This window comes from Sulfurimonas sp., from assembly GCF_028694605.1.
In the GTDB taxonomy this organism is placed as follows: Bacteria; Campylobacterota; Campylobacteria; order Campylobacterales; family Sulfurimonadaceae; genus Sulfurimonas.
Window position 1 is genome coordinate 61,939 of the sequence record NZ_JAQVKP010000003.1, and the last position, 24,422, is coordinate 86,360.

23 protein-coding genes are annotated in these 24,422 nt (G+C 41.1%); 2 read left to right on the forward strand and 21 right to left on the reverse strand.

Translation table 11 applies throughout. From position 1 onward, the window contains the following. Positions 1-11: 11 nt before the first annotated feature. From PHY84_RS02830 to PHY84_RS02845, 4 genes are all read right to left on the reverse strand, one after another. Positions 12-2,201: a hypothetical protein gene (locus PHY84_RS02830; protein ID WP_299857524.1), complete on the reverse strand. Its 2,190-nt coding sequence runs from the start codon at positions 2,199-2,201 to the stop codon at positions 12-14. 38 nt (positions 2,202-2,239) lie between these two features. Continuing rightward, complete coding sequence (locus PHY84_RS02835; protein ID WP_299857526.1) at positions 2,240-3,850, reverse strand: hypothetical protein; 1,611 nt, start codon at positions 3,848-3,850, stop codon at positions 2,240-2,242. After that, complete coding sequence (locus tag PHY84_RS02840; RefSeq protein ID WP_299857528.1) at positions 3,835-4,269, reverse strand: hypothetical protein; 435 nt, start codon at positions 4,267-4,269, stop codon at positions 3,835-3,837. The genes PHY84_RS02835 and PHY84_RS02840 overlap by 16 nt, the downstream gene beginning before the upstream one ends. A gap of 61 nt (positions 4,270-4,330) precedes the next feature. Continuing rightward, positions 4,331-6,313, reverse strand: a complete 1,983-nt coding sequence (locus PHY84_RS02845) for an autotransporter domain-containing protein (RefSeq protein ID WP_299857530.1) — start codon at positions 6,311-6,313, stop codon at positions 4,331-4,333. Between the two features lie 111 nt (positions 6,314-6,424). Between PHY84_RS02845 and PHY84_RS02850 the strand changes: the two genes are divergently transcribed. Beyond that, a complete protein-coding gene (locus tag PHY84_RS02850; RefSeq protein ID WP_299857532.1) occupies positions 6,425-8,182 on the forward strand; it encodes a 7TM diverse intracellular signaling domain-containing protein in 1,758 nt (585 codons plus the stop codon). Here the strand turns inward: PHY84_RS02850 and PHY84_RS02855 are convergent. The 8 genes from PHY84_RS02855 to PHY84_RS02890 form a co-directional block, all read right to left on the reverse strand. Next, positions 8,179-8,838: a response regulator gene (locus tag PHY84_RS02855; protein WP_299857534.1), complete on the reverse strand. Its 660-nt coding sequence runs from the start codon at positions 8,836-8,838 to the stop codon at positions 8,179-8,181. The genes PHY84_RS02850 and PHY84_RS02855 overlap by 4 nt on opposite strands. A 111-nt stretch (positions 8,839-8,949) precedes the next feature. After that, positions 8,950-9,393 carry a nucleoside deaminase gene (locus PHY84_RS02860; protein WP_299857536.1) on the reverse strand — a complete coding sequence of 148 codons (444 nt, stop codon included), beginning with the start codon at positions 9,391-9,393 and terminating at the stop codon, positions 8,950-8,952. Further along, positions 9,390-9,821: a CbiX/SirB N-terminal domain-containing protein gene (locus tag PHY84_RS02865; protein ID WP_299857538.1), complete on the reverse strand. Its 432-nt coding sequence runs from the start codon at positions 9,819-9,821 to the stop codon at positions 9,390-9,392. The genes PHY84_RS02860 and PHY84_RS02865 overlap by 4 nt, the downstream gene beginning before the upstream one ends. Then, positions 9,763-11,631 (reverse strand): diguanylate cyclase, encoded by a 1,869-nt coding sequence (locus PHY84_RS02870; protein WP_299857540.1) that lies wholly within the window; start codon positions 11,629-11,631, stop codon positions 9,763-9,765. The genes PHY84_RS02865 and PHY84_RS02870 overlap by 59 nt, the downstream gene beginning before the upstream one ends. A gap of 109 nt (positions 11,632-11,740) precedes the next feature. Continuing rightward, positions 11,741-13,477, reverse strand: a complete 1,737-nt coding sequence (locus PHY84_RS02875) for an ATP-binding protein (RefSeq protein ID WP_299857542.1) — start codon at positions 13,475-13,477, stop codon at positions 11,741-11,743. A gap of 8 nt (positions 13,478-13,485) precedes the next feature. Further along, the gene (locus PHY84_RS02880) at positions 13,486-14,694 is read right to left on the reverse strand and encodes an outer membrane protein transport protein (protein WP_299857544.1); all 1,209 of its coding nucleotides are present in this window, start codon (positions 14,692-14,694) and stop codon (positions 13,486-13,488) included. A 47-nt stretch (positions 14,695-14,741) separates the two neighbouring features. Beyond that, positions 14,742-15,593: a deoxyribonuclease IV gene (gene nfo, locus PHY84_RS02885; RefSeq protein WP_299857546.1), complete on the reverse strand. Its 852-nt coding sequence runs from the start codon at positions 15,591-15,593 to the stop codon at positions 14,742-14,744. Further along, positions 15,586-16,056 carry a hypothetical protein gene (locus tag PHY84_RS02890; RefSeq protein ID WP_299857548.1) on the reverse strand — a complete coding sequence of 157 codons (471 nt, stop codon included), beginning with the start codon at positions 16,054-16,056 and terminating at the stop codon, positions 15,586-15,588. Before PHY84_RS02890 ends, nfo begins: the two co-directional genes overlap by 8 nt. A gap of 130 nt (positions 16,057-16,186) precedes the next feature. Between PHY84_RS02890 and PHY84_RS02895 the strand changes: the two genes are divergently transcribed. Next, positions 16,187-17,116, forward strand: coding sequence for a DUF234 domain-containing protein (locus PHY84_RS02895; RefSeq protein WP_299857550.1), 930 nt, complete (start codon positions 16,187-16,189; stop codon positions 17,114-17,116). Between the two features lie 15 nt (positions 17,117-17,131). Here the strand turns inward: PHY84_RS02895 and PHY84_RS02900 are convergent, their stop codons facing one another. The 9 genes from PHY84_RS02900 to PHY84_RS02940 form a co-directional block, all read right to left on the reverse strand. Continuing rightward, a complete protein-coding gene (locus PHY84_RS02900; protein ID WP_299857552.1) occupies positions 17,132-17,932 on the reverse strand; it encodes a J domain-containing protein in 801 nt (266 codons plus the stop codon). A 70-nt stretch (positions 17,933-18,002) separates the two neighbouring features. Beyond that, on the reverse strand, positions 18,003-18,458 hold the full coding sequence (locus tag PHY84_RS02905) for a DUF2780 domain-containing protein (protein WP_299857554.1): 456 nt from the start codon (positions 18,456-18,458) through the stop codon (positions 18,003-18,005). Positions 18,459-18,726: 268 nt separating this feature from the next. After that, positions 18,727-19,590 carry an N-carbamoylputrescine amidase gene (gene aguB, locus PHY84_RS02910; protein ID WP_299857555.1) on the reverse strand — a complete coding sequence of 288 codons (864 nt, stop codon included), beginning with the start codon at positions 19,588-19,590 and terminating at the stop codon, positions 18,727-18,729. Between the two features lie 10 nt (positions 19,591-19,600). Continuing rightward, positions 19,601-20,677, reverse strand: coding sequence for a CNNM domain-containing protein (locus tag PHY84_RS02915; RefSeq protein WP_299857556.1), 1,077 nt, complete (start codon positions 20,675-20,677; stop codon positions 19,601-19,603). 114 nt (positions 20,678-20,791) lie between these two features. Continuing rightward, positions 20,792-21,820, reverse strand: a complete 1,029-nt coding sequence (locus PHY84_RS02920) for a DUF475 domain-containing protein (RefSeq protein WP_299857558.1) — start codon at positions 21,818-21,820, stop codon at positions 20,792-20,794. A 41-nt stretch (positions 21,821-21,861) separates the two neighbouring features. After that, positions 21,862-22,173 carry a cupin domain-containing protein gene (locus PHY84_RS02925; protein WP_299857560.1) on the reverse strand — a complete coding sequence of 104 codons (312 nt, stop codon included), beginning with the start codon at positions 22,171-22,173 and terminating at the stop codon, positions 21,862-21,864. Then, positions 22,170-22,955 carry an AmmeMemoRadiSam system protein B gene (amrB, locus tag PHY84_RS02930; protein ID WP_299857562.1) on the reverse strand — a complete coding sequence of 262 codons (786 nt, stop codon included), beginning with the start codon at positions 22,953-22,955 and terminating at the stop codon, positions 22,170-22,172. Before amrB ends, PHY84_RS02925 begins: the two co-directional genes overlap by 4 nt. An 11-nt stretch (positions 22,956-22,966) precedes the next feature. Next, entirely contained in the window at positions 22,967-23,539 is a 573-nt protein-coding gene (gene amrA, locus PHY84_RS02935) for an AmmeMemoRadiSam system protein A (RefSeq protein ID WP_299857564.1), read from the reverse strand. Positions 23,540-23,549: 10 nt separating this feature from the next. Beyond that, complete coding sequence (locus PHY84_RS02940; RefSeq protein ID WP_299857566.1) at positions 23,550-24,422, reverse strand: TIGR01777 family oxidoreductase; 873 nt, start codon at positions 24,420-24,422, stop codon at positions 23,550-23,552.

A 24,422-nucleotide genomic window follows, 5' to 3' on the forward strand; every position in this document is an offset into this window, starting at 1 on the left:
TTTTTTCTCCTTCACTTTTTTCCCGCATCATAATACAAATCTTCCATATCTATAAGATAGTTCAAAAGTATAAGTTTGTTTTTTACCTCTTTGTTCTCAAATATCTCGTTGTCTTGGGGTTTATAAGTAGCCAAAGTGTGGTTCACCAGCTCTTTTAGCTCCATAATTTTCTCAAAACTAAGCACCTCATAAAACCTTGGCAGTTCCTCAAAAAACGCTATAAAAGCATTTGCATTTTGTACATTCACCTTTTTGAGTGCTACGCTCTTCATCATCTCCACCATTGCATACTCACAAGCCACTCTATTTACAGGGTACCACTCAAATAGAGCTTCAACTACATAGATGAGATTTGAGAGATAGTTTTCCTCATTTTCATCACAAATCCCCGCAAACATAAGCGTGAGAAAGTTGATGAGTTTTTTGTCGGTTGTAAGTGTTTTGCTTTGGCTGAGTGAAATTTCTGCACTGCCCACCAACTCGTACTCTACCATTTTGCCCGTAAACCAGTTGAGCGAACTGTCTCTGTTCTCCGTTATGACAACAAGTCTGTTGAGCGTAGCTATAAGAAGTCCGAAGCGTTGGCAAAGATGGGCAAAAAAGGTTCTGTGCTCTTCGTTATTCTCGTCATAAAACCCTTGAAAATACTCAAGCACCTGCTCAAAATGATTCGGTATATACTTCATCTCATCCCATATAATCTTTGAGAGATGCCCCTCGTACATCATAAATGTTTCATTTTCAAAGTCAAAATAATCCGCTCTTGCGTACTCTAAAAAATCGGTTATCTTGTGGTAGATATGTTTCGCAAAGTTTATCATCAGCGGCATCTCCAAAGTCGCCCTTGCTCTTTGCTCAGCTGTCATCTGGCTCATATCTATGCCCGCCATCGCACTTTCAAACTGCTCTCTTGAAGACATCTCGGCACCATCGGCTAGTTTGACAACTCTGTCATTATAATCATAAAACCTCTCAAGCTCTTTTTTACTAAGTGTCGCCAAGTATGTAAATAAAAGCCCGTTGTCACTGCTAGAAACCAGTTCGTTAAACTCATCGCTAGTGAGCAGTACTATCTCATTAACAGTATTATTTGAAAAATCGACATCATCGTATTGGGAATTTTTGATTTTGAGATAGTTTGGCACAACTCTATCATCATCAGGAAGATTGCCACGCACCAATAAATCTTCAAAACTCTTGATTCTCTCTGTTTTTGAAGATTCTGTAAAAATATCTTGCAGTCTGCTTAATCGTTCTCTACACTCCCCATCAAGTGTCAAATACTCATGCTTAATGCCAACACTTACATACTCCCCGTTTTTCTTTTTGAAGTTTACGGGGAGTTCAATGCTCATATCAAAAATATCTGCGCTACAGTATTGGTTCCACTCTATTGTTCCCATGTTGGCGTCTGCAAGTATCTCTTCATAACCGCTTGGTACTTCCATCGCCCAGACCTTTGCACCCCAAAGTCCGTAGTTCATCAAATCTGACTGTGTTTTTAATGTGGGTATGAGTTCAAGATAACTTGAAAGTTCTATTTTGCTTAGGTCGATTTTTGCTTTTAAACTATCACTTAAGCCGAGTGTATCTTTAACCTGCGATATGAGTCTCTTGGTTTTTAAATCATAGATGAAATACTCTTTTTCATTATGAGAGATAATAAGGATGTTTCCGAACGCTTTGATATACTTGTATTCAAACGGCAAAGCCAAATGCTCCGTTTCTACATCATAAACACCTAAAAGTCCATGGCTGTCTCTAAATATCTGGTAACCAAATCGAAATGGATTCTCTTTTGGATAAATTAGCTTGTCATTATCCAGTATCATATGAAACTCTATATCTTTTATAGTCGTCCATATTAGTTGCGAAGATTTTGGGATATTTTTCAAATCATCTTTATCATAAAGAGTGATTCTCTCTAGCCTTGTAAGTAAAAAAAGCGGGTAGGTTTCTGAGGCCAAAACCTCTTTTATGCTTATCTCTTCGACCTGTTCGCTTTGAGATGAAGCTTCTTGGAGATTTAGGAAAAACCTCCCGTAGCTGTTCTTGTAAACTTTTACATCTTGTATGTTTTGAAGCTTCTTTTTAAAATCCTCTGTAGATTTTATCCCATGTACAAAATCAACCCAAAAAAAATAGCTTTTGAGAAGTTTTTTCGTTGGATTTGGAAAAAAGTAACCATATATCGTTTTCATAGTGCCATATCTTTCAATTTTTCCTCCGGCAAAACACATTAATTGCACGGTTTCCAGTTGTTATACTGGTCCCAAAGAAGTGAGCCTTGGTAGATATCGACACCTTTATAGCTTCTCATCACTTTTGGATCCGCAATGCGAATCTGGATACGATCACCGCTTTTACCTTCGACAAATGCCGATACTTCATACGAATCACAACCGAAAAGTCCGCATGTTTGCATTTTATTACAAACCTTATCGCCTATATTTTTAGGTTGGTTGTAGAGTTTATTTTCTTGCGCTTGACGCTTTTGTGCTTCTGCATCTTTTGCTGCTTGTTTACGAGCCTCTTCATCTTTTTCTTTTTGCTTCTGGTTTTGTGCCGCTATCTGTTGCTGTTTAAATTTTTTCAAACTCTCATTGGAGACAACTTTGACACTTGATACAGAGAGCGTATCATCAAAAGATATTAACGGTACATATTTGTTATCTTGTATATCTTGTTTGAAAGTTTTTGCAACTGATAGTGCAACATCAAACTCAACAGAGCTTTGAAAACTTGAGTCGTTAGCGGCAAACACAATTCCTCTCATCTTTTGAGTATCAGCATCATATTTTAAATCTTTAAAATAAGGTTTACCCAGTACGACACTTAGTGCGTATTTCATCGACTTTTCGTATATTTGCTGCTTTATGGATTCGTTATCTAGCTTACTTATCTGCGTTTGATAAATAGCGTCTGCTTCTTGGAGTTGCTTTTCGTACTGCTCCATCAACACTTTGTTTTTTTCCTGTGTTATTTGCTTACTTTTTTCCCATTCTGCAAATATGAGTGATTTTCTTTTTTCAAAATCAGCAGTCGTTTCAAACTCTCCTTTAGTAAAAGTAGGTGCCGGGGGGAAATTTAACATCACAGGGACTGCTATGGTTTTTTTGACTGGGGTTAGCTCCGCTTTGGTTAAAAGCTCTGCCAAGCGTTTAATCTTGCCGCGGGTATCTAACGACTTATCTTCATAAACTGTTTTTTCAATATCAGAGGCTGTTCGCACAAGGATGACGGGGTCATTCCAGTCGCCATGATTATAATACCACCATTTGCCATCACCCATATTTTGAGCACGAATCCATCGCGTGTAAAAGTAATCTATTCTGTATCTATCTTTGAGGCGTCCTTCTCTAAAACATTGATTTTCTTTCCATAATTTTAAAGCAGGGGCATTTTCATTATCAGAATACCTTTGATTTGGCACACGCCAACCAGACATTTCATTTATAACAACATCATTAATTTTAGATATAGGCAACTTCGCTTTGTATAAAAGAGCTTCACCGCTTGCTATTTGATCCGCATCATTTGTATCTAATAAAACATGATTAAATTCTATTCTTTCTCCAAACCCACCTGCCTTCCATTTCTCATGACATGTCTCAATATTTTTAGGATTAGCCACTGGTCTGTAATCGGCATTTTTGTTATACATAGAAGGAATAGCCACAAAACGACCTTTATGATAAAAAGTATCGTAATACCCTCCCGCAAAATCGACTTTTGCTTCCCAGACAATATTTTCTGATTGTCTTGATGCACTAATAACTTCACTTTGTGAAACATTCGCAGATAACGAAGTGATTATGAGCGATAAAACTATAATTATTTTGTGTTGCATGGTTTCTCCTGATTTATATATTTTTGAATCTTTTTCGACAAATGGCTTGATTTACTAGCTAGATGACCTTCAATAAAGCCTTTTAATGCACCGTATTTTTTAATAGTCTCACAAATATAGTGTTCCCATGGCTCTTGTGTATGTATCGGTAAATAATCAATTTGAAGTATAACTTGTTCTAAAAAATCTGCATACATTTCGAGAACTATATATGCCTTAGCTCCATGTTTTGTACCCAACAAATACTCTTTAACATCAGAAGACTCAAGCATTAGTTTTTGCAATTCAAACATTCTTGTATAGAGCGCATCAATGGCATCATTTTGGTTTTGAACCTTCATCTCTTTGATTTGCTTTGATGCATAAAGAGCAACACCAAGCATACCTACATCCGCAATTGCGCTTATCCAATCAGCCATTGTACTGTCTCCTTTTTTATAATTTACCATAAAAATACGATTTTCCTATGCCATTGTTTTTCTAAAAAGGTAAAGAGTAGTTAAATCCGCTCCAAAAAGTTGGGTCTTCGCCCTCTGTTGTTCTGTTGAGTGTAAGCGTGAATTTTGAACTGTTTTCAAAAGTGTGTTCAAGTCCTACAGTAGCTCTTAGCCAGTTTTGGTCGTATTTTCTGCCCTCAATATCAAAAGAGCTAAGTCCCACGATTTGACCGCTTACCCCATTTCCTCTCTCTTGGATTCTATGTACACCTTCAAGAGTAGTTATTAAAACATTTGAGTCATTTAGCTTGAAGTTTGCATCTACCCCCACACGCCAATCACTTATATTTTCTTTTGACTTATCATAAATTGCCGGAAATCCGCCGCCGCTCTCACTGTAGGCATCTTGTGTTATTTTGATATGGTCAAATTCAACATATGGGAAAAAAGTATCAAGCTGATATTGCAATCTTTGTTTAAACGCCAAGAACGACTGTTTGGTATCCCCGCTTGAGTACGTCAGTGTTCCTGCATTGTCATAGCCTCTTTTTATACTTAAGTCGTTTTTTCCATACGCCAAAGTCGTAGTAGCGTAAAGCGGTATATCTTTAAACGGTTTGATGTCTGTATCTGCTACGATATACTCTCCGTCGCTGTCCACCTCTCCTTTGTAGTCAAGTTTGCTCTCTCCAAAGAGTTTTCCAAAAGCTATACTGTAAGTAAATCTTTCACTCTCTTTGATGCTTATCCCGATTTCGCCTACATATCCGTCATCTTTTGTATTGTGTCTGTTGTCATGTGAAATGTCTCCTGCTACCCACATCACTCGTTTGTCATCCAAAGCTCTTCTGTTTGCGGGATGTCCGTGGGCACCGTGCAGCAGTGTAGATACACTTGTAACAGTTTGAGGAATGATGCCGTTGATGCTCTCTAGTGAAGCGCCAAAGTCGCTAAGCCCTATCATACCTTGTCCTGCTTTGGCGATAAATGCTTCATGAGCGTTAGTGGAAGCACCTTGTCCAACAACAACATTTCCATCGGCACTGACACCTGTTGCTTTTGTATCGCTCCATCCGCTAAGCGTGTAGCCACTCTCTAAGAGCCATTCGCCCAAAGTTTGCATTCCTTTGGTTTGTGTCCAACGAAAAGCTTCATTACCGCTAGCAGAGTTACTCTGTCCGACTATCACGCTTCCGTCGGCATTTACAGCGAAAGCTTTACTATAAAAACCTCCGCCTGCCAAATCTCCAAGACCAACCATGCCGCCAGCTTGTGTCCAACGAAAAGCTTCATCACCATTGGCTGAATTACCAATCCCAACCACTACACTTCCATCAGCATTGACGCCCATAGCTATACTATCAAAAACTCCACCTGCCAAATCGCCAAGACCGACCATGCCGCCAGCTTGTGTCCAACGAAAAGCTTCATCACCGTTAGCAGAGTTACTCCTTCCAACCACAACACTTCCATCGGCACTGACGCCAATAGCTATACTATCAAAACTTCCTCCTGCCAAATCTCCAAGACCAACCATACCGCCAGCTTGTGTCCAACGAAAAGCTTCATATCCATTGGCTGAGTTGCTCTCTCCAACCACAACACTTCCATCGGCACTGACGCCCATAGCTGTACTGAAAAAAAACCCGCCTGCCAAATCGCCAAGACCGACCATGCCGCCACCTTGTGTCCAACGAAATGCTTCGTAACCATTAGCAGAGATACTTATCCCAACCACTACGCCTCCATCAGCACTGACACTATTAGCATCGCTATAAAAACTTCCGCCTGTCAAATCTCCAAGACCAACCATACCGCCCTCTTGCGTCCAGCGAAAAGCTTCATATCCATTAGCTGAACTACTAAGTCCAACTACTACACTTCCGTCGGCATTCACAGCCCTAGCTATACCATAAAGATCTCCTCCAGCCAAATCGCCAAGAGCGACCATGGACGCACCGTATAATGCGCTAGACGATAGCAGAAGTGCTAACGCTATCAATGATATTTTTAACTCTTTTTGCATTAAATTTCCTTTTTTGCTTATTGTAGTCTTGTCACGTTATATTTTGCGTTATATTTTGTATTTTTAGGTTTATTATAAAAATATCGATACTATTACGGTATGAAATCTATTTTGCAACTCATTTTTTTGTTCTTTTTACTCACTTTAAGTACCGATGCAAAAACCATCGATATTTATCAAAGCGATACGGATATCTCACTGCTTGAGCACTCTGAGCTTTACATAGATAAGGGCGCAAAACAGAGCTGCGATTCTCTTTGTCCAAGCCCTGAACTCTTTGCCCCTTTTGCACATTCGTATATCAACAACGGCTATACAACCGATGAAGCGGTGTGGGTGCGATTTACTCTCAAGAACAACTCCCAAAAGCCTATGGAAAGAGTGCTTCATATCGACAACTCTATAGCGGATTCGGTTATTTTGTATGCGCCAGACAGTTTGCCTCTATACTCAGGCATACTGTTTCGTCCCGAATTTGACGGGATTTTAGATTTCTATTTTCCATTAACATTGCCGCCAAATATAGAACAAACCTACTATTTGCGGGTTCTGTCCAACTCGTGCAGCACGAACTTTCATCTCAATCTTGAGACAAAAGATATATTATGGAAAAAATCACTTACGCATCAACTCATACTAATGGCTGCCTTATCACTACTGGCTACGCTCATTGTCTATAACCTGTTTTTGTTTTTATTTACCCACGAGAAAATCTACCTCTATTATGTAGCAGCTACTTTTTTCATTACCTACAATCACCTCTCCTATACGGGGATGAATCTGCATCTTTTTGGTCTGTTTTTTCCTTTGAAAGAGTTTGCGGATATCAATCGTATAGATGCGTATTTTGGCATTTACTACATCGGTTTTGCTATTATATTTACCTTGTTGTTCGTCCGAGAATTTATGTCAATCAGTGCATTTGTAAAAATCGATTGGATGATTAAAGGGCAGATGGCTGTTGCCGTAGTGCTTATGGCACTCTCGTCAGGTTCGTTTTATCTCCTTGAACAGCTGATTTATATGGGATTGTTCGCTACGGCATTTATCCTCTGCACTGCAATCTATCTCTTTATAAAAAAGCACGAAAACAGTATCTACTTTCTAGTCGGATGGGGCGTAAACGCTCTTGGGCAATTTTTCTTTTTGCTCTACAACATGGGCGTATATCTAAGTGATGGAAACTACTGGTATTTTTACGAAATCTCCATCACATTTGAAGCACTTTTATTTTCTGTCGTTCTTGCTAAAAAACTCAACCGTGCAAAAGCGCTTGCATCGGCACTCGATACACAAAAAATCCTTATCAAAGAGCTTCACCATCGTGTAAAAAACAATCTTCAGTTTATCGTCTCGCTTTATCGCCTTAAGCTAAAAAAACATCTGACCAATGAAGGACGGATACTGCTCAAAGAGGCAGAACAAAACATTCGTTCCATCGGAAAGATTCATGAGATACTCTATGCCAGACAAAATCTTTCTCATCTTGATGCTTCTTTATATTTTGGCGATTTGGTTCAAGAGATACAAAAAAGTTTTACGACCCAAAACATAGCTATATCGATTGAGGGGGAAGCGCATATCAAAATCGAACAAGCGCTCTACTGCGGCATTATTATAAATGAGCTTGTTACAAATGCCCTCAAATACGCTTTTGATGCAACAGGCGGACATATCGCGCTCTCTCTTGGCACAAACGGCATTCAAAATACTTTATCCGTATGCGACAACGGCAGGGGGTTTGACTATGAGGGGTGCGAACACTCATTTGGTTTGAGCCTGATTCGCAGACTTGTCGAAGAGGAATTAAAAGGGCAGATGAGCGTAAAAACCGATAACGGAAGCTGCTTTACGATAGTGTGGAGCTAATTTTTGAGAATGTAACCGCCATACTTGACCGACTCAAACGAGAGTTTATCAACTTTTGTTCTGAGACGGTGAAACAACTGTCTGCGTGAGGTATCGTTTATAGACTGATTGCACCAGACGACATCGTCTATGTGCGCAAAAGGGACGACTTGCCCGCGTGAATTTAACAGCAGTAAAAAGAGTTGATGCTCTTTTGTCGTCAGAGTTATCGGCTCATCATCACAAAAGAGTTGTTGTATCTTAGAATCATATCGGTATCCTGAACCGATTTCAATCGAAGAGTTGAGTGTTTTTATTTTTAAAGCACACAGTTTTACTCCCGCGATAAGCTCATCTTCATTAAAAGGTTTTAGCAAGTACCCTGAAAAATCGACTTGTGCAGCACGAACAAGAGTAGCCTCATCGTGGTATGAAGTAAGAAATAAAACAGGAGTAAGATAGAGCCTCTGAAGCATTTTTGCCGCTTCGATGCCATCAGCCGAGCCTTTAATCTGAATATCGGATACAACAAGATGCATACTACATTTATCGGCTAATTTTAATGCCGATGGCATATCCGAGACAATATATCCGACAACACCGTCCATCTCATCTACGATACTCTTAATATCCATCGCAATAACCGGATCGTCTTCGATTATCAATACATTTAGCATTGCAATTCCTTTGTTTAAATCTATTAGACTTCTTGCGTAACCATGAACAAAACACCCTTTGAGAGGCTCAGGGCGAACGGTGGTATATTTTACAATTAAAGGTTAAGAAGTCTAATAGAAAACCTTATCATCTTTTGCACTCCACGCTTCAAAGGGCTTTAGGCACTCGTCTCTCTCTATCTGCTTAAACTCCAAAAACTCTTTTTCATAAAAATCTTTGTCTCTAAAGCCTATATCATCTGCATCTTTGCTTGTCGCTCCGTAGAAAACAGTTTTAATATTTGCCCACTTTATAGCTCCCAGACACATCGGGCAAGGCATACATGTAGTGTAAATTTCGCATCCGCTTAAGTCAAATGTACCCAGTTTTTTACATGCTTTTCGTATGGCATTTACCTCTGCATGTGCCGTGGGGTCGTTGTTTTTAAGAACTTGGTTATGTGCTTTTGCGATGATTTTGCCGCTTTTTACCACAACCGCTCCAAAAGGTCCGCCGTGGTTTTGCTTTACACCATAAAACGCCTCTTGTATTGCCCCACGCATAAAAGAGTTCATGACAACAAAATACTCTCTATAAGTCCGACATACCCATCATTTGAGCCGATGTAGTCTAAAACGGTTATCTCTACCCCATACTTTTTGACGCACATTTCACGCAGAACGGGAACATCTTCTCTAACATGTTTACCGGGGGCTAAAAAAAGAGGAAGCACTTTTATGGAGCTTACACCACTCTCTTTGAGCAAACGCACCGCACTCTCAAAGTTCGGTTCGGCAAGCTCTAAAAACGCCAATTCTACGTGTTCTATCTTGCCCCTTAGCTTCTCCAACACTTCAAAACTCGCCTCATTGGAAGCTTTTATTTTGCTTCCGTGAGAGAGCAGTATATACCCATTCATCTGCTTTGCCTTTATTTGTCCCAAGTTATATATTTGAAGAGACGCCGTTACGCCCGTTTGCCTTTGCGTGGTAGAGTAAATCATCGGCTTGCTTATAAAGCGTATCGCAACTGCTTACCTCTCTTGCCTTTTTTGTAACTACTCCCACAGAGACGGTAACAAATGGCGCAACACTGCTTTTTGCATGTCTTATCTCAAGCGCACCCACGCTTTTTTGAATCTTATGTGCCAGCTTAAGCGTGCCTGTTGCTTCTTCGGGTTTTAGAAGTACTCCAAACTCCTCTCCGCCAAGCCTAAATGCATAATCACTCGGGCGCTTGAGCGACTCCGCAATGCTATGCGCAACCTCTCTTAGCACCATATCGCCTTCTTGATGCCCGTATGTATCATTGTAATCTTTAAAAAAATCTATATCCATAATCATAAACGCTATCCATCCGTCTGCACGTTTTGCCTCATCAAGCACTCTTGGACACACCCTGTCAAAGTACCCTCTGTTATATAGCTTTGTCAGTGCATCCGTGATTGATATCTCCTCAACTTTTTTTCTGTCGGTTATATCTCTTGCCACTGAAGTGTAACCTATATGCACACCGTTCTCATCATAAAGTGCAAAGATGGTACTCTCTATCCAGTAATTCTCTCCGTCTTTTGTGCGGTTTTTGATATCGCCCCTAAAAAATCTTTTTTGCCCAAGAGAAGCCCACAGGTTTTCAAAAAAACTGCTCGGCATATCTTTGTGGCGCAAGATGTTATGTTTTTGTCCAAAAAGCTCCTCTTTTTCATAGCCCGATATTCGGCAAAGCGCCTCAGAAGCATAGGTTATAGTGCCTTCTAGGTCTGTGTTGGATGTGATGATGTTTTTATCGATAAGTTCAAGATAGTTGTGCATCTTTTTATGGCTTGCTTCAAGCTTTTTGTTTGCCATCTCCAAAATAGTGATAATTTTTTCAAAACCATAGTGAACAACAAACAAAAGCACTACCAGCAACATTGCAAGAAATATAAAAATCCGCTTTAACACCTGGTAAAACTCTTCTTGCATCTTGGTAGTATCATTGAAAAAAACCACTTTTCCAACCGAATTTTTTTGAAAATCAAACAAATCAATACTATAAAGAACGTAGCTTCTCTCACCGATAGTTATATTTTTGTTATCTTCAAAATGATAGCTTCTTGCTATTCTCTCTACAAGCGCTTCATTGCCAAGATTTTCATATACCAAGGCATAATCGTTTATTTCAATATGTTTTTGCTCTTTTATAGCGGAGATAGGATTTTTCTTGATAAAAATCGCCCCTTTAAGGTCATAAAAAAACTCCATCTCAGAGAGGATATGTTCGGGTCGTGAGCCAAACTCAAGCGCACCTAAGTACTTGCCGTCTTTAAAAACCGGAAGTGCCACTCTGTACGAAAAACTGTAAACACCGGCTTCAAAGCCGCTTATAGGCTCTTTTTTTTCGTGAATATGCGCCAGCATCGGTCGAAAGTTTGCTATCGTATCGCCGTACTTTTCCTCTTTGTGCATACGTAAAAAAGAGGTTCCGTCATAGAGATGAAAGTGCATGACATCCAAAAACTCATTCTCTTTTTTCAGTGTCTCCCATCTCCCTTTTGAGAGCGCATAAAGTTTCTCTCTATCTTGCGCTTCCAATGCCTCTTTTACACCCACAGAAGAGATATTTGCCATTACTCTGTTTTCGTAAAACTCTTTATGTTTGAGGATGATTTTGTCATAAGATTCGAGAAAATGTCTATGATAGGAAGATTGAAGGCTTGCTATTCTCTCTTGCTGCTGCAGATAGATAAAAAAAGAGAAAATAGCGGCAAAAAAAAGTACTATAGAAGAAACGAAAAGCATCGTTTTGTTTTTTACACTTAAACCATTCAACATACCGACACTCCCATACTCTCCCACTCTAAATAGACGCTAAATATTTACCATGATAATGAAGATTGGATTAATTTATACTAATAGCGCGAAAGATGATATACAAAAATCGCTATTTGTTTAAAAATCCCATCGATTTTTCATTATCAAAACTTGCGTCTCTCTCTTTTTTTATCTCTTCTCTAAAATCTTCAAGTTTAAAAAGAGGATTTTCCCTTACCGCTACTTTATAAGCCGTGTTTTTGATGATAAGATGGATTTGCCCGCCGGTGAGTGAGTGCTCTGCAAGTGCCAAGGCATCAAAACCCTCTTCATACGGAGCGTTTTTAGGAAGCATCTTGTTCCATAGTGAGATGCGCTGCTCTTTGTTTGGTTTTTTAAACTCTATCTTGTAGTTAAAACGTCTTGAAAACGCCTTGTCTATGTTCTCAAGCAGATTTGTCGTGGCGATGAGCACACCTTTGAACTTCTCTATCTGCTCTAAGAAGATATTTTGCATCTGGTTGTGCATCTGATCAGCTCCGCTCACGCCGCCGCTTGACCTTGCACCCAAAAACTGGTCGGCTTCATTGAGCAAAAGAATAGGCTCTGACTTTGTTTTTTCGCATAAATCGTAAAAAGTATCAAAAATCTTGCGTACATTTTTTTCGCTCTCGCCTACATACATGGAGAGGATTTTTGAACAGTCAAATGCCAAAACTTGGCGTTTGAGCGACTTTGCAAGAGAGTATGCCGTCATGGTTTTACCCGTTCCAGCCGCACCGTAAAAGATGATTCTTGCATCAATACCGCTCTTTTTGTCTTTGATGCCCCACTCCACAAGTCTATGTACTACCTCTTTGTCAAGCTGACGCATCAGGTTTTGAAGCGTATCTTGGGTCTCTTTTGCCAAAACCACATCATTTAAAGAGGTTTCAGGGTCAACAAGCTCAAAGATGTCTTGCTCCTCTATAAGCGAGTTGAGCTTGATGCGACGTACTTTTTTGTTTTTTTGCGGATGGATAATGTTTTGCAAAACCTCATCGACGATATAAAAAGAGCGCGAAATCCCGCCAAAAGGGTTAAGCATCTCCTCATAGTCGATAATCCCATCATTTATGAGGCTAGAGCCATCCTCCAAAAGCGAGCGGTTTTTGATGCGCTCATACTCATCAAAAGAGATAAGCTCTATAAGTGCGTTCATCTCTCTTAGCGACGCATCTGTCGCACTGTACTCCTCACGCAAAAGGGCAAGAAAAATCACCTGCTCTTTTGCGCTCATCTTTTTTTGTTTAAAAAATTTGTCAAGCACAAGTTTGCCAGTCGTCTGCTCCACTCTCTCCTCTATACGCTTTTCAAGAATTTTGAGTTTTGTATGTGCTTGGTCGATTCCAAGAGAGTGTTCATGGACGTTGTGGCGGATGGCGCTCATCTTTTGATAAAGTTCTATGCGCAAAAACTGGTCTTGCAGATACTCCAAATGGTCGCTGTATGGCTTGATGTCGGGCAGTTCACTCTCGGTGGCACCGTCTTGCAACAGTTTCAAAAATGACGGAGACAACCCCACGGCACTGTTTAAAAGTTCTAGCGGTGTTACTTCGGAGATTTTGATGGGTGCGAAACTCTGCTGATGCAGCCATCCAAGCTCCAAAAGAAGCCTTACCTCCTCAAGATGTTTGATGCCCTCATACTTTTTCTCTCCGTAGATCTCTTTAAGCAGGTCAAAAACAACTACGTCATCCTCGCCCGTAACATACCTTTTTGCCAAAGACTGCAAAAGCTGCGCCTCTGTTTTACTGCATTTGAGCTGCGCAAAAACAGTTGCTTTTTCTACATCTTTTGCTTCTAAAAAATTGATTAATGTTTCCAAATTTTTCCTTAAAATCTATATTCCAGTGCCGATGCCACTATCAGCACATTTGCGTTTGAAAATTCGCCGTTTATCGAGCTGTTTGTAACTTTTCTTTCATCTCTTATAGAGTAGAGTGCAGCCAAACCGACACTTAGCTTCTCATCTATGCGGTATCTTGCCCCAAGCGACACGGAGACCGAATCACTATCAGGCAGTTCAAAACCAAGTGTTTTCTCCGGCACGGGTGACTCGTCTATAACCACACCGCCCATAAGTGTAAGCGCATCAAGCCTTTGTGTTACGCCAAAGCGAAAAACATCCGTATCTTTCCAGTTTTTGGCGATTGGCGTTCCAAAAACAACATTTGTCACAGGACTTACGCTAGAACCATAGTTAAAATCAAGCTCTTTGTACTCCGACCAAAAGTTGCGCTCATAAACAAACTCCAGTGTTGTTTTCGTGGCAAATGTGTAGGCGATTGCGGCATTAAAGAGTGCAGGCACGAGAACACTGACAGAAGCGCTGCTGCTTGAAGTATAAGTGCCAAGAGGAACGCTTCCGCCTAATGTGCCGGTGTAAGAGAGCAGAGCATCGCCCTTCACGCTCAAATCCACATTAGAGCGGTAGGTAAGTGCGAGTTCAAGTTCAGAAACCGGCTTATACGAGAGTGCGAGGTTATACCCAAAATCAAGCGAATCTCCATCCATATCACGTGAAGCAATCGGCGAAGTGCTTTTTACCACTCCCTCGCTATAAATGGCTCTTACACCCAAAGCAACGCCTGTTTTTTCGTTGATTTTAAACGCAACGCTTGGGTTTAGTTCAACAGTTTTAAGCGTAAACTCCTCGGCGCTATAAACAGCGGGAGCATCGCTCCATCTTTTGGAAAGCCCAGCAGGAGAGACCACGCTCAGCCCAAAACGCATACCCTTTATATCTTGCGAGACATAATGCAGCGATGGAACGATAAAATCCTCCCTCTTGGCGTTTATGGTTGTTGAGGCACTTTTGTACTCCACATCACTTAAACCGATGTAGAAAAGATTCGCCTCTAAAGTATGCTCATTTTTCATAAAGACCATATTGGCAGGATTGTAGTACGCCGCATCAGCACCCTCCGAGTGCGCAACACCGGCTGCACTTAAAGCTACGGAGTTTAACGAAGATTCGGGGATTTTATACCCGCCCGCAAACAGAGCGCAAGCCGCCAACGACAATAAAACAAGACTTTTCATACCAAACCCCCACCATTAAACAATCATTGATTTTATATAAATTTTGCTTAAGCGTACCCCTGAAAAGAGTAAAGCAATGCTATCTCCTCTGCCCAGACGCTCTCGTCAATCGTCTCAAGGATTAGCGGGATATCGTCCATCCTCTCATCGTTCATGATAAATTTAAACGCATCAAGCCCTATCTCACCCTTTCCCAAAGAGTGGTGTCTGTCTACATGAGAACCGAATTTCGCTTTGGAGTCGTTTATGTGCATCCCCATCAAATACTTAAACCCTACAATTTTGTCAAATTCACCCCAGCTCTTATCGTATGCCTCTTTTGTGCGTATATCATAACCCGCACTAAACATGTGGCATGTATCTATGCAGACTCCCACACGGCTCTTATCTTCTACTTTGTCGATGATTTGTGCGAGATGCTCAAACCTCCAGCCGAGGTTGCTTCCCTGCCCTGCGGTATTTTCGATAACAAATTTTACGCTCTTTGTCTGCGCTATGGTTTTATTTATAGCATCCGCTATCTTAGCCAAACACTCATCTTCGCTTATCTTTCCCAGATGGCTCCCCGGATGAAAATTTAGCTTCTCAAGTCCTAAAAGCTCACACCTCTGCGCCTCATCCAAAAATGCATCCATAGACTTTTGCCTTGCCTCATCTTCGGGATGACCTAAATTTATCAGATAGGAATCGTGAGGAAGGATGTGGCGAGGCAAAATCCCGCTTGCTTGAAGCGCATTTTTAAACTTCTCGACAGTCTCATCTTCAAGCGGTTTTACGCTCCACTGTCTCTGGTTTTTTGTAAAGAGTGCAAATGCTTTTGCCCCGATGTCAAGAGCGTTTTGCACCGCATTGAAAACTCCGCCGCTTGCACTTACATGCGCACCTACAAACTTACTCATCCAAATCCTTTATACTAAAAATAATGCCGTTTTTCCTGTCTTTAAATAAAACCGCATGCGCACTCACTTTGTAGCTGATGTCCACCTTGGAGTCTTGAATCTTTTGTTCAAACCCGTCCGCTGTTTTTTGCATATTTTTACCGCCATAAATAGGGTGGGAAAGAAGGAGATTTTGCATAGTATCTTCCGGGTATGCGCTGCTGAGATACTCTTCATTGAATGCGCTCTTGCTCTTGCATCCGTCACTTACGCAAACAAGATGGTTTATAGCTATGCGCTCCACACATTTACCCGCCACAAAAAGTTCCAATTCAATTGATTTGTCACTGTTCCTAAGATATCCGACATCAGAAAACTTTATCTTCGGAGATTTGATGGTGATGATTTTCGTCTGTGTACGCTCATAAGTTTTGGTACTGCATGCGCTCAAAAAAAGAGCCAAGATAAGTGCTATATATTTCATAAGCGAATTGTACCTACATAAAATTACAAATCATAAAATAGGGTAAAATTTTACCGCTTAAGTACAATCAAACCCTCTGAATAATCCTGCAAAACTCAAAATATTATGTTAAAATCAACACATGCAGAAAATGAAATTATTGGAGCAGTTTCGCTCTTTTTACGCACGCAACTTTCCCGAGGATATGGAGAAGCAAATCGCATATTTTGCCGTATTTGGCGGGCTTGGCTGGGAGATAGATACTGCCAAAGAGATAGAGCTTCTTATCAAAGAGCATATTTTACAAAACTACAAAACACTTCATCAAAAGATAAAAGAGCTAACATTTGCAAGCAGTGAATGTCAAAGACTTCTAAAAGCTCTGGCAGTCGGCGATAGAAAAATCTTCTCTGCCTTTAACAGAGCAGGGCTTAACAACGCAAAGGGCGGAAGTGCGCTTAACTATCTTGTGCAAAAAGGGTTGATTCAGCTTGAGTTTTCCAGAGAAGAACCGGCACGAAGCCTTAACCCAAAAGGCAAACTCAAACGTGAGATTGCACGCCACAGAATCTCGCATAAAGTCCTCTTTACACACCCTTTTATAAGGTTTTGGTTCTACTTTATAGCTCCGCATGCAAAAAAAATCGAGCTTGGCGAATATGCGGAATTTTTCAGAGATTTTGCCGTCAAAAAAAACAGTTACACAAGTTTGGTTTTTGAAGAACTCTCTGAAATCCTTCTCAACTACTATCTCAGAGATGCCCAAATCCTTAGCTCAGGGAGCTACTGGGACGCAAATGTGGAGATAGATATCTTGACCGTTACAAAAGATGAGAGGATTTATGTTGCCGAATGCAAATGGACAAACCATAAAATCAACAAAAGCGAACTTCATAGGGTAGCGGAAAAGTGCGAAAAACTTGGTATTGAGCCTGCAAAAATCATCCTCTTTTCCAAACGAGGGTTTTCAAAAGAGCTTTTAAAAGAGGAGGGAAGCAAACTATCGCTTTTTTGGGCAAAAGATTTTGAAGCGCTTCTCAAAAATCCAAAAAAACTCTCACTGATAGAACCGTTATTTTAAGCCAAATTTCTGAGTTTAACTCACTCTAAGTGCGCTGTATGCCTCTTGCAGCAGCTGAAATTTTTGTGTATAGTGTTCTATCATGTAAGGAGCTTCATGTAGTATCTTGTCAGGATGGTACGCTTTTGCAAGTTTTTTATAGTTCTGTCGCAATGTATCTTGACTGGCACCGACAGGGCATTCTAAAACCGTATAGAAGTAGTTGCGCTCTCGCTCTTCTTCATCTTTACAGAGGTTGCCAAAGCTGTAGTGTGCAAGGTCGCTATAAAGCTTGCTTACAAAACGGTTATCATAAGTATAGTTGATTTGGTAGTGCAGGATGTTGCGTTTATTGAGTGCTCTGTTTAATCTCTCTTTTGCCCTATAGTCAGAGACATCAAGCACTAAAGAGACATCCGTTCCTTTTTGCACATAAACTTCAAGCTGTGAGCGAAGGTAATTTACAACCCATGAGTTTGGGCGGTCAAGCGTCATCAAAACTGTATATTTGTCATAAGCATAAAGATTTACGTTGATGGTTTCCGGGGCTTGGAGTTTGTCAAGTTCTATCTTGATAGGCTGATTTCCGTATTTGAGCATGGAACGCAGGAAAAATTCATGAGAAAAGTCATGTTTTGCGGCATGATACTCACTAAGCTGCTTTAAAAACTCTTTTCTTACATCAGCAAGCGTCTCATTTCTAAAAACCAACACCGCTTTTGGTAAAAAAAGCATACCACGTGTATGATGATGCAAAAACTCCCTCATCCACAGAGTACTGAGTGTATCAAAATCCGTTGTGATAAGGATAAGATTATTACGCAAAACAATCTTCATCTATTCTGACCCTTTTGGAATGATTTTGCTTTTTAAAGCAAATAGAGTTCCAAAAAAACAGAAATAATGACTACTGCATTGCCGCTGCTAAAGCATCCACAAGAGCAGGAGATGTTTTTGTTTTTGCATAGTTCAAAATAGCACCCTTAAAAGGAGCAATCATAGAAGCGTCCATCCCAAGCACCCTAAACTGTTCTTGTGTGGTAGCGGTTTTTGATGCGATTGTAGAAGTTGCGTAACCCTTATCAAGCACTTGATCCAACGCCGGAGCGTCTTTGAGAAGCTTGTTGTAATCCGCCAGCTCCATCTTCTGTCTTGCATTGCTCAAAAGCACTGCACTTCCGCCCGCTGCCTGTGTCGGTGTAACACCCAAAGACGCAAGAGAAGTTATGAGTTCGTTGCTTTGCATTGTTGTAGTTTTTGTCGCTCCCTGTACTGCCGCATTTAGTGCGCTGCCGACATCCAAAGCCGATACCTGTACCGCTAAACTAAGTGCTAAAAATCCTGTTACTACTATCTTTTTCATGACTATCCTTTAAGGGCACCTCTAAAAACTCTAGCCGTCTTCAGCGATAGAGCCAAGTTCACAATCAAGGCGGCTCTTTGCAGCCCTAGCTAAGGCTAAGGCAAAAAGAGGCAACGCAGAGTGTGGGCTTGGCTCTATCGCCCTACGGGAGGGTTCAAAAAAGCGATATGCCGCAAAACTTTTTATCGCCTTAGCGTTGGCTAAGGCTCAAAAAAGATTTTGCGTCCTCTCATCTTTTTTGATTCCCTCTGAAGACGGCTAGAGTTTTTTAGAGGTGCCCGTAATGTTGTTTACAAACCTCTGCATACGCCCACGGCTGTCTGTCTCTTATAAGTCCCCAGTAGTGTCTCTGCTTTTGGTTTTCTTCGATATCAAAATCGGCAAAAAGTATCTCTTCTTTATCTCTTGAAGCTTCAGCGATTTTTGCACCCGTGTAGTCTGTGATAAACGATGAACCGTAAAAGTTCAGCGTACAAGTTTCGCCTCTCTCTTCGCCGATGCGGTTTGCAACGACAACGGGAACGGTGTTTGTTGCGGCATGACCCATCTGCACTCTTTGCCAATGCTCTTTTGAGTCAAGATGGATTTCAGGCTCGCTTCCGATTGCAGTCGGATAAAAAATAATCTCCGCACCCATAAGCGTCAAAGCTCTTGCCGTCTCACAAAACCACTGATCCCAACAGATGCCTACACCTATCTTTGCATAAGCAGTATCATAAATTTTAAAGCCCGTATTGCCCGGCTTGAAGTAGAACTTCTCCTCATACCCCGGACCATCGGGAATATGCGTTTTGCGGTAGTTGTCCATCACGCTTCCGTCCGCATCCGCAACAACAAGAGAGTTAAAATATCCCTCATCGCTCTTCTCAAAGTAGCTGATAAGAATAACCGCTTTAAGCTCTTTTGCAAGTGCGCTAAAATGCGATACAAGATGATTTCCCTCTAGCGGTGCTGCCCATTCAAAGTATTTTTTGTCCATATCTTTGCAAAAGTAGTGCCCCTCAAACAGTTCCGGCAAAAGGATAATCTGCGCACCGCCACGTGCCGCCTCTCGCACCATTGCTTCGGCTTTTGCTACATTTGCGCTCTTGTTTTGGCTCATCTGCATCTGAATCGCACTTACTTTTACCACATTTGCCCCTTTATGCTAATTTTGCCTTTTCAAGTTTTTTTCTCTCAACACGCATACGATCTTGAAACTGCTTGCTTCTGTCTTTTGCAAAAACCTGCATATCTTCTATCTCATCCATCTCATCGACTATCTCCACACCCAAAAGCGTCTCTATCGCATCTTCAAGCGTTACAACGCCCGAAGTCTGTCCGTAACTGTCAAAAACTATAAAAAGATGCGTTTTTTTCTTGACAAACATATCTATGAGGTTTGGAACAGGAAGGTTTTCAGAAACCATATGAACTTCATGAGAAATACTCTCTAAAGTGATTTTATCATTATCCTCGTTGCTCTCTTCAAGGATGCGCTGGTTAAAAACAACACCCACAACATCATCAAGCGTCTCTCCAAATATAGGGATGCGAGAGTGGATATACATCCTGTCGTCTTCTACCGCCTCTTCGATGGTTGTCGATGCGCTCAGCGCAAAAACAACGCTTCTTGGAGTCATAATATCTTTTGCTTTGATATTTTTGAGCTTTAAGAGATTTTCTATAAGATCACTCTCTTTTGTAAGAATAGTCCCCTCTTTTTCGCCCATAGCAACAACAGCCATAATCTCATCTCGCGAAAAACTGCTTTGATGTTTTTTGTTTTTCGATATCACATTGGTAATGAACGCCGACACCCAGTTAAAAGGAGTACTTATAACCACTACAACCGATATGATATGTGCAGAAGGAATAAGAAGCTGCTTCCAATAGAGTGCACCTATGGTTTTAGGAATGATTTCGGAGACATACAAAATCAGAAGCGTTACAACAAACGCTATGGCACTCTGCCACTCTTCACCAAAGAGGATTTGTGCCTGAGCACCAACCCCTGCCGCACCCATTGTATGTGCAAAAGTGTTCAAAGTCAAAATCGATGATATAGGTATGTCGATATCTGCTTTTAATTTTTTGAGCCTACTTACAATATCTTCACTGTGGTCTTTGGATAAACTCTCTATATAGGAGTTGGTACTGGAGAGTAGAACCGCTTCTAAAACAGAACATAAAAATGATATAGCAAGCGCTATAGCTAGGTAGGTAAACAGAAGTGTCATAGAACTGCGCCTATGAAAAAAGAGCTACACGACTCCGGGTCGCTTTTGGTCATTAGAAATTTCCTTTGGATTTTTTGGAGTAAGATTATAGCATAATTAAATTACCGCTTGGTTTCAAGCGGCAGCCTTTTTATGCTTGAGTGACGAATATAGCGATAGGGCTATAAATGCGATACCGATAAGTCCAGTAAATATCTCAGGGATATGAAACTTCATGCCAAATAGCATAATGAAAGCAAGAATACCGATAGCGTAGTGTGCGCCGTGTTCGAGGTAGATGTAGGAATCCAGCGTCTCTTTTTCGACAAGATAGATAGTCAAAGATCTCACAAACATCGCTCCGATACCAAGTCCTATCATGATGATAACGATATCTTTTGTTATAGCAAATGCACCGATAACACCGTCAAACGAGAAAGAAGCATCTAAAACTTCAAGGTACAAGAAGCCGCCGATACTCCCTTTTTTAACAACATCGGCGACAGGGGCATCATTCTCCTCTTTTTCTAAAATATACCCGATAATATCGACACCGACATAGATAACAATTCCCCAAAGTCCTGCCACAAGAACGGCAAGTTTATGCGCTTCATCCACAAAAGAGCTAAAAGAGAGCAGGACAACCAAAGAGATAAAGATAGAGATAGCTTCTATCTTGCCCAAAAGTCCCAGTTTTTCTTCAATAACCTCAAACCAGTGGATGCTTTTCTCATCATCAAGCATAAAGTTGAGAAAAACAAGGAGTAAAAACATCCCGCCAAAAGCGGAAATCTCTGCATGGTGGGCTATGAGTTTGTTTGAGTATTCGGATGGGTTGTCAAGTGCAAGATTCCAAACTTCCAAAAGAGACATATCGGCAGTTTGTCCGACGATAACAAGAGGGAATAAAAGTCTCATCCCAAAGACCGCTACCAAGATACCGACAGTCAAAAATAGCTTTTTCCAGTACTCATCCCATGTTTTTAGGATGGAGGCGTTTACAACCGCATTGTCAAAAGAGAGCGATACCTCCATGAGAGCCAAAATCACGGCAATCATAACAAGGTTAAGCGCATTTGCCAACCCTCCGAGTTTATAACCCCACCATGCGGCGATAAGAAGAGCAACAAAAGTAAAAAGAAAAGAGAATCTAAAATGCTTCAAACAGTCTCCTAAGACAAATAATTTTGCAATTCTACCTTGATTTAGTAATGCACTGCAAGCCAAATCGTCTCTTCATCGGGTTTTGTCCATGAAACACGATGTTTTTGATGTGCGGGGATGGTTATGTAGTCTCCCTCTTTCATCCTCACATCATCCCCGTCAAAAAAAGAGAGGAGCGCTTCGCCTTTAAGCACCATCACCCACTCATCTCTGTTTTGGTCGTACCATTCGTTTTTGGGTGTTGTGTGTCCATACGAGATGATGCGCTCTATCTTCATGCCGTGCGCAGCGACAATTTCCTCAAAAAGTTCATCGGGAAGCGGTGTCGGAATATTTTTGAAGATATTGTTCATACAAAACAGGCACTCACATAGCCCACAACTCTGCTTATATCGTCACTTGCGTCTGCACTTGTTCTATAATCAAGGATATGAGGACGCAAGCCAAGTTTTTTAGCGCTTAGAAGCATCGCTTCCACTCCTATGTGTCCGCACGCTTCGCAACCTTTTTGAAGCAAACCGGCATCCACATTTTGTATTGCTTCGACACAGACGGCATCTAGTTTCTTTGCCTCTTGAAGTGTGTAAAAATGGCTTAAATCTGTACTTATGACAACGCCGACATCTTCTTTGCTTAAGAGAAAATCGATAATTTCAGAGAGTGCGTGCGGCTCTATATGAGAGTAAACAAGTTCGACGATTGAGGCATCTTCCATATAATATTTTATAAAAGGGAACTGCACCTCCGTGCTGTGTTCTGCATGCGCTTGAAGATAGCAGAGAAGAGAAAACTTCTCTTTAAGGCTCTGTGCAAGCTTTGTTGCTGCGGATATGGGAGCAAACGGAGTGTCGTAAGAACTAAAATCACATAGACTAATCCCATCATAAGCAACTCTATGCGAAGGACCAATGACAACAAAAGTTTTAATACCGCTTTTTTGCAAAACTCTGTAGGCGATATTTGCGGTATAGCCTGAATAGATATACCCCGCATGCGGCACAATCACCGCCCTGCTTTTGACATCCGGCAAAACAGCCGCTTCATCATATACTGCACTAAAATGTTCAAAATATCGCTCCAACTCTACCGCTCTTGATGGATAGAATGAACCGCTTACACTCGTCTCTCGTCTCATAGGTTTCTCCCTTACAGTGCTTCAATAGCATCAAAACTATCTTCTATCGCCTCTACACGGTATCTGTAGATAGAGGGATGCTCTTCAAAAATGAGAGGACTTAAACCCGCTTTCATGCTGAGATGCTCCAAAAACTCTTTTGGCGATTTCAGTTCTTCCCATACCTGAGGCAAAAATGTTCCCTGATGCCCTTTGTGACTTAAGATAAGCCCATCAATGTCCGGTACAACCTTTTGGAGCAAATCATCAAAATCATCATACTCCAAAAGCTCGGGTTCGCTTAAAACAGAGACTTCAACAGAGATATTTGACAACTCCCTCTCATGCAGAGGATGAAATCTAGGGTCTTGAAACGCCGCTGAGCGTGCGTTAGAGACAACATCATCCAGCAGTGTTCTGTGCGCCATAAGAGAACCGATGCAGCCCCGCAAATGGTCGTCATACTTTAGCGTCACAAATGCAGCGCCTTGCTTCTCTAAAAACGGGTAAGCTTTATAAAGAGCCTCTTTGTCTATCTTATAAAACGTATGAAACCTCTCAAGTATCGCAGTTTTTGCGATTTGCAGCAAAACTGGGTCAAGCATCTTCTCTCCTTTAGCGCACTATCTCTTTTAGTGCATCTTCAAATTTTTCATACTCAAAAACAAATCCGTGTTCAGCAAGCTTGGACGGATAGACCTCTTTTGAGTCAAGTACAACCGTAGCACCCTCTCCAAAAATAAGCTTAATTGCAAAAGCCGGAACTCTAAGAAAAGCAGGACGGTGTAAAACTTTACCTAAGATTTTAGTCTGCTCACTGTTTGAAAGCGGATATGGGGCTGTAAAATTGACAGCTCCGCTTATATCAGGCGTTTTTATTATAAACAAAACGGCTCTTAGCAAATCCTCAATATGTATCCACGACACCATCTGTTTTCCGCTTCCAAGCTCTCCTCCCACTCCCATTTTAAAAGGCGGGAGTATCTTATCCATCGCACCGCCCTCTTTTGCCAAGATAACGCCAAAGCGCATCGTAACCGTTCTTACTCCAAACTCTTCGGCTTTTCTTGCCTCGGCTTCCCAGTCCATGCAAAGCTTGGATAAAAAATCATTTGCAACATTCTCAGAGCTCTCACTATGTGCATGAACAGAGTCATAAATTCCAACGGCAGAGGCACTTAAAAAAAGTTTGGGTTTCTCTTTGCAAATCATTACCGCATCTACTAATTTTTTTGTTGTATCGATGCGGCTGCCGTATAGCTTCTTTTTGTAGCTGTCACTCCACGGTGCGAGTATCGTAGTCCCGCTGAGATTTATCAAAATATCGCACTTTTCAATCTGTTTTGCAACATCAAAAGCAGATGTATCTTCACGTATTTTTATACCGATAACTTCATTATGTTGCGAAGCAAACAGTTTCTCTAGTTTTGAACCTACCAAACCGCTCTTCCCGCAAATAGCAATTTTAAGTCTGTTTCCGGATGCCAT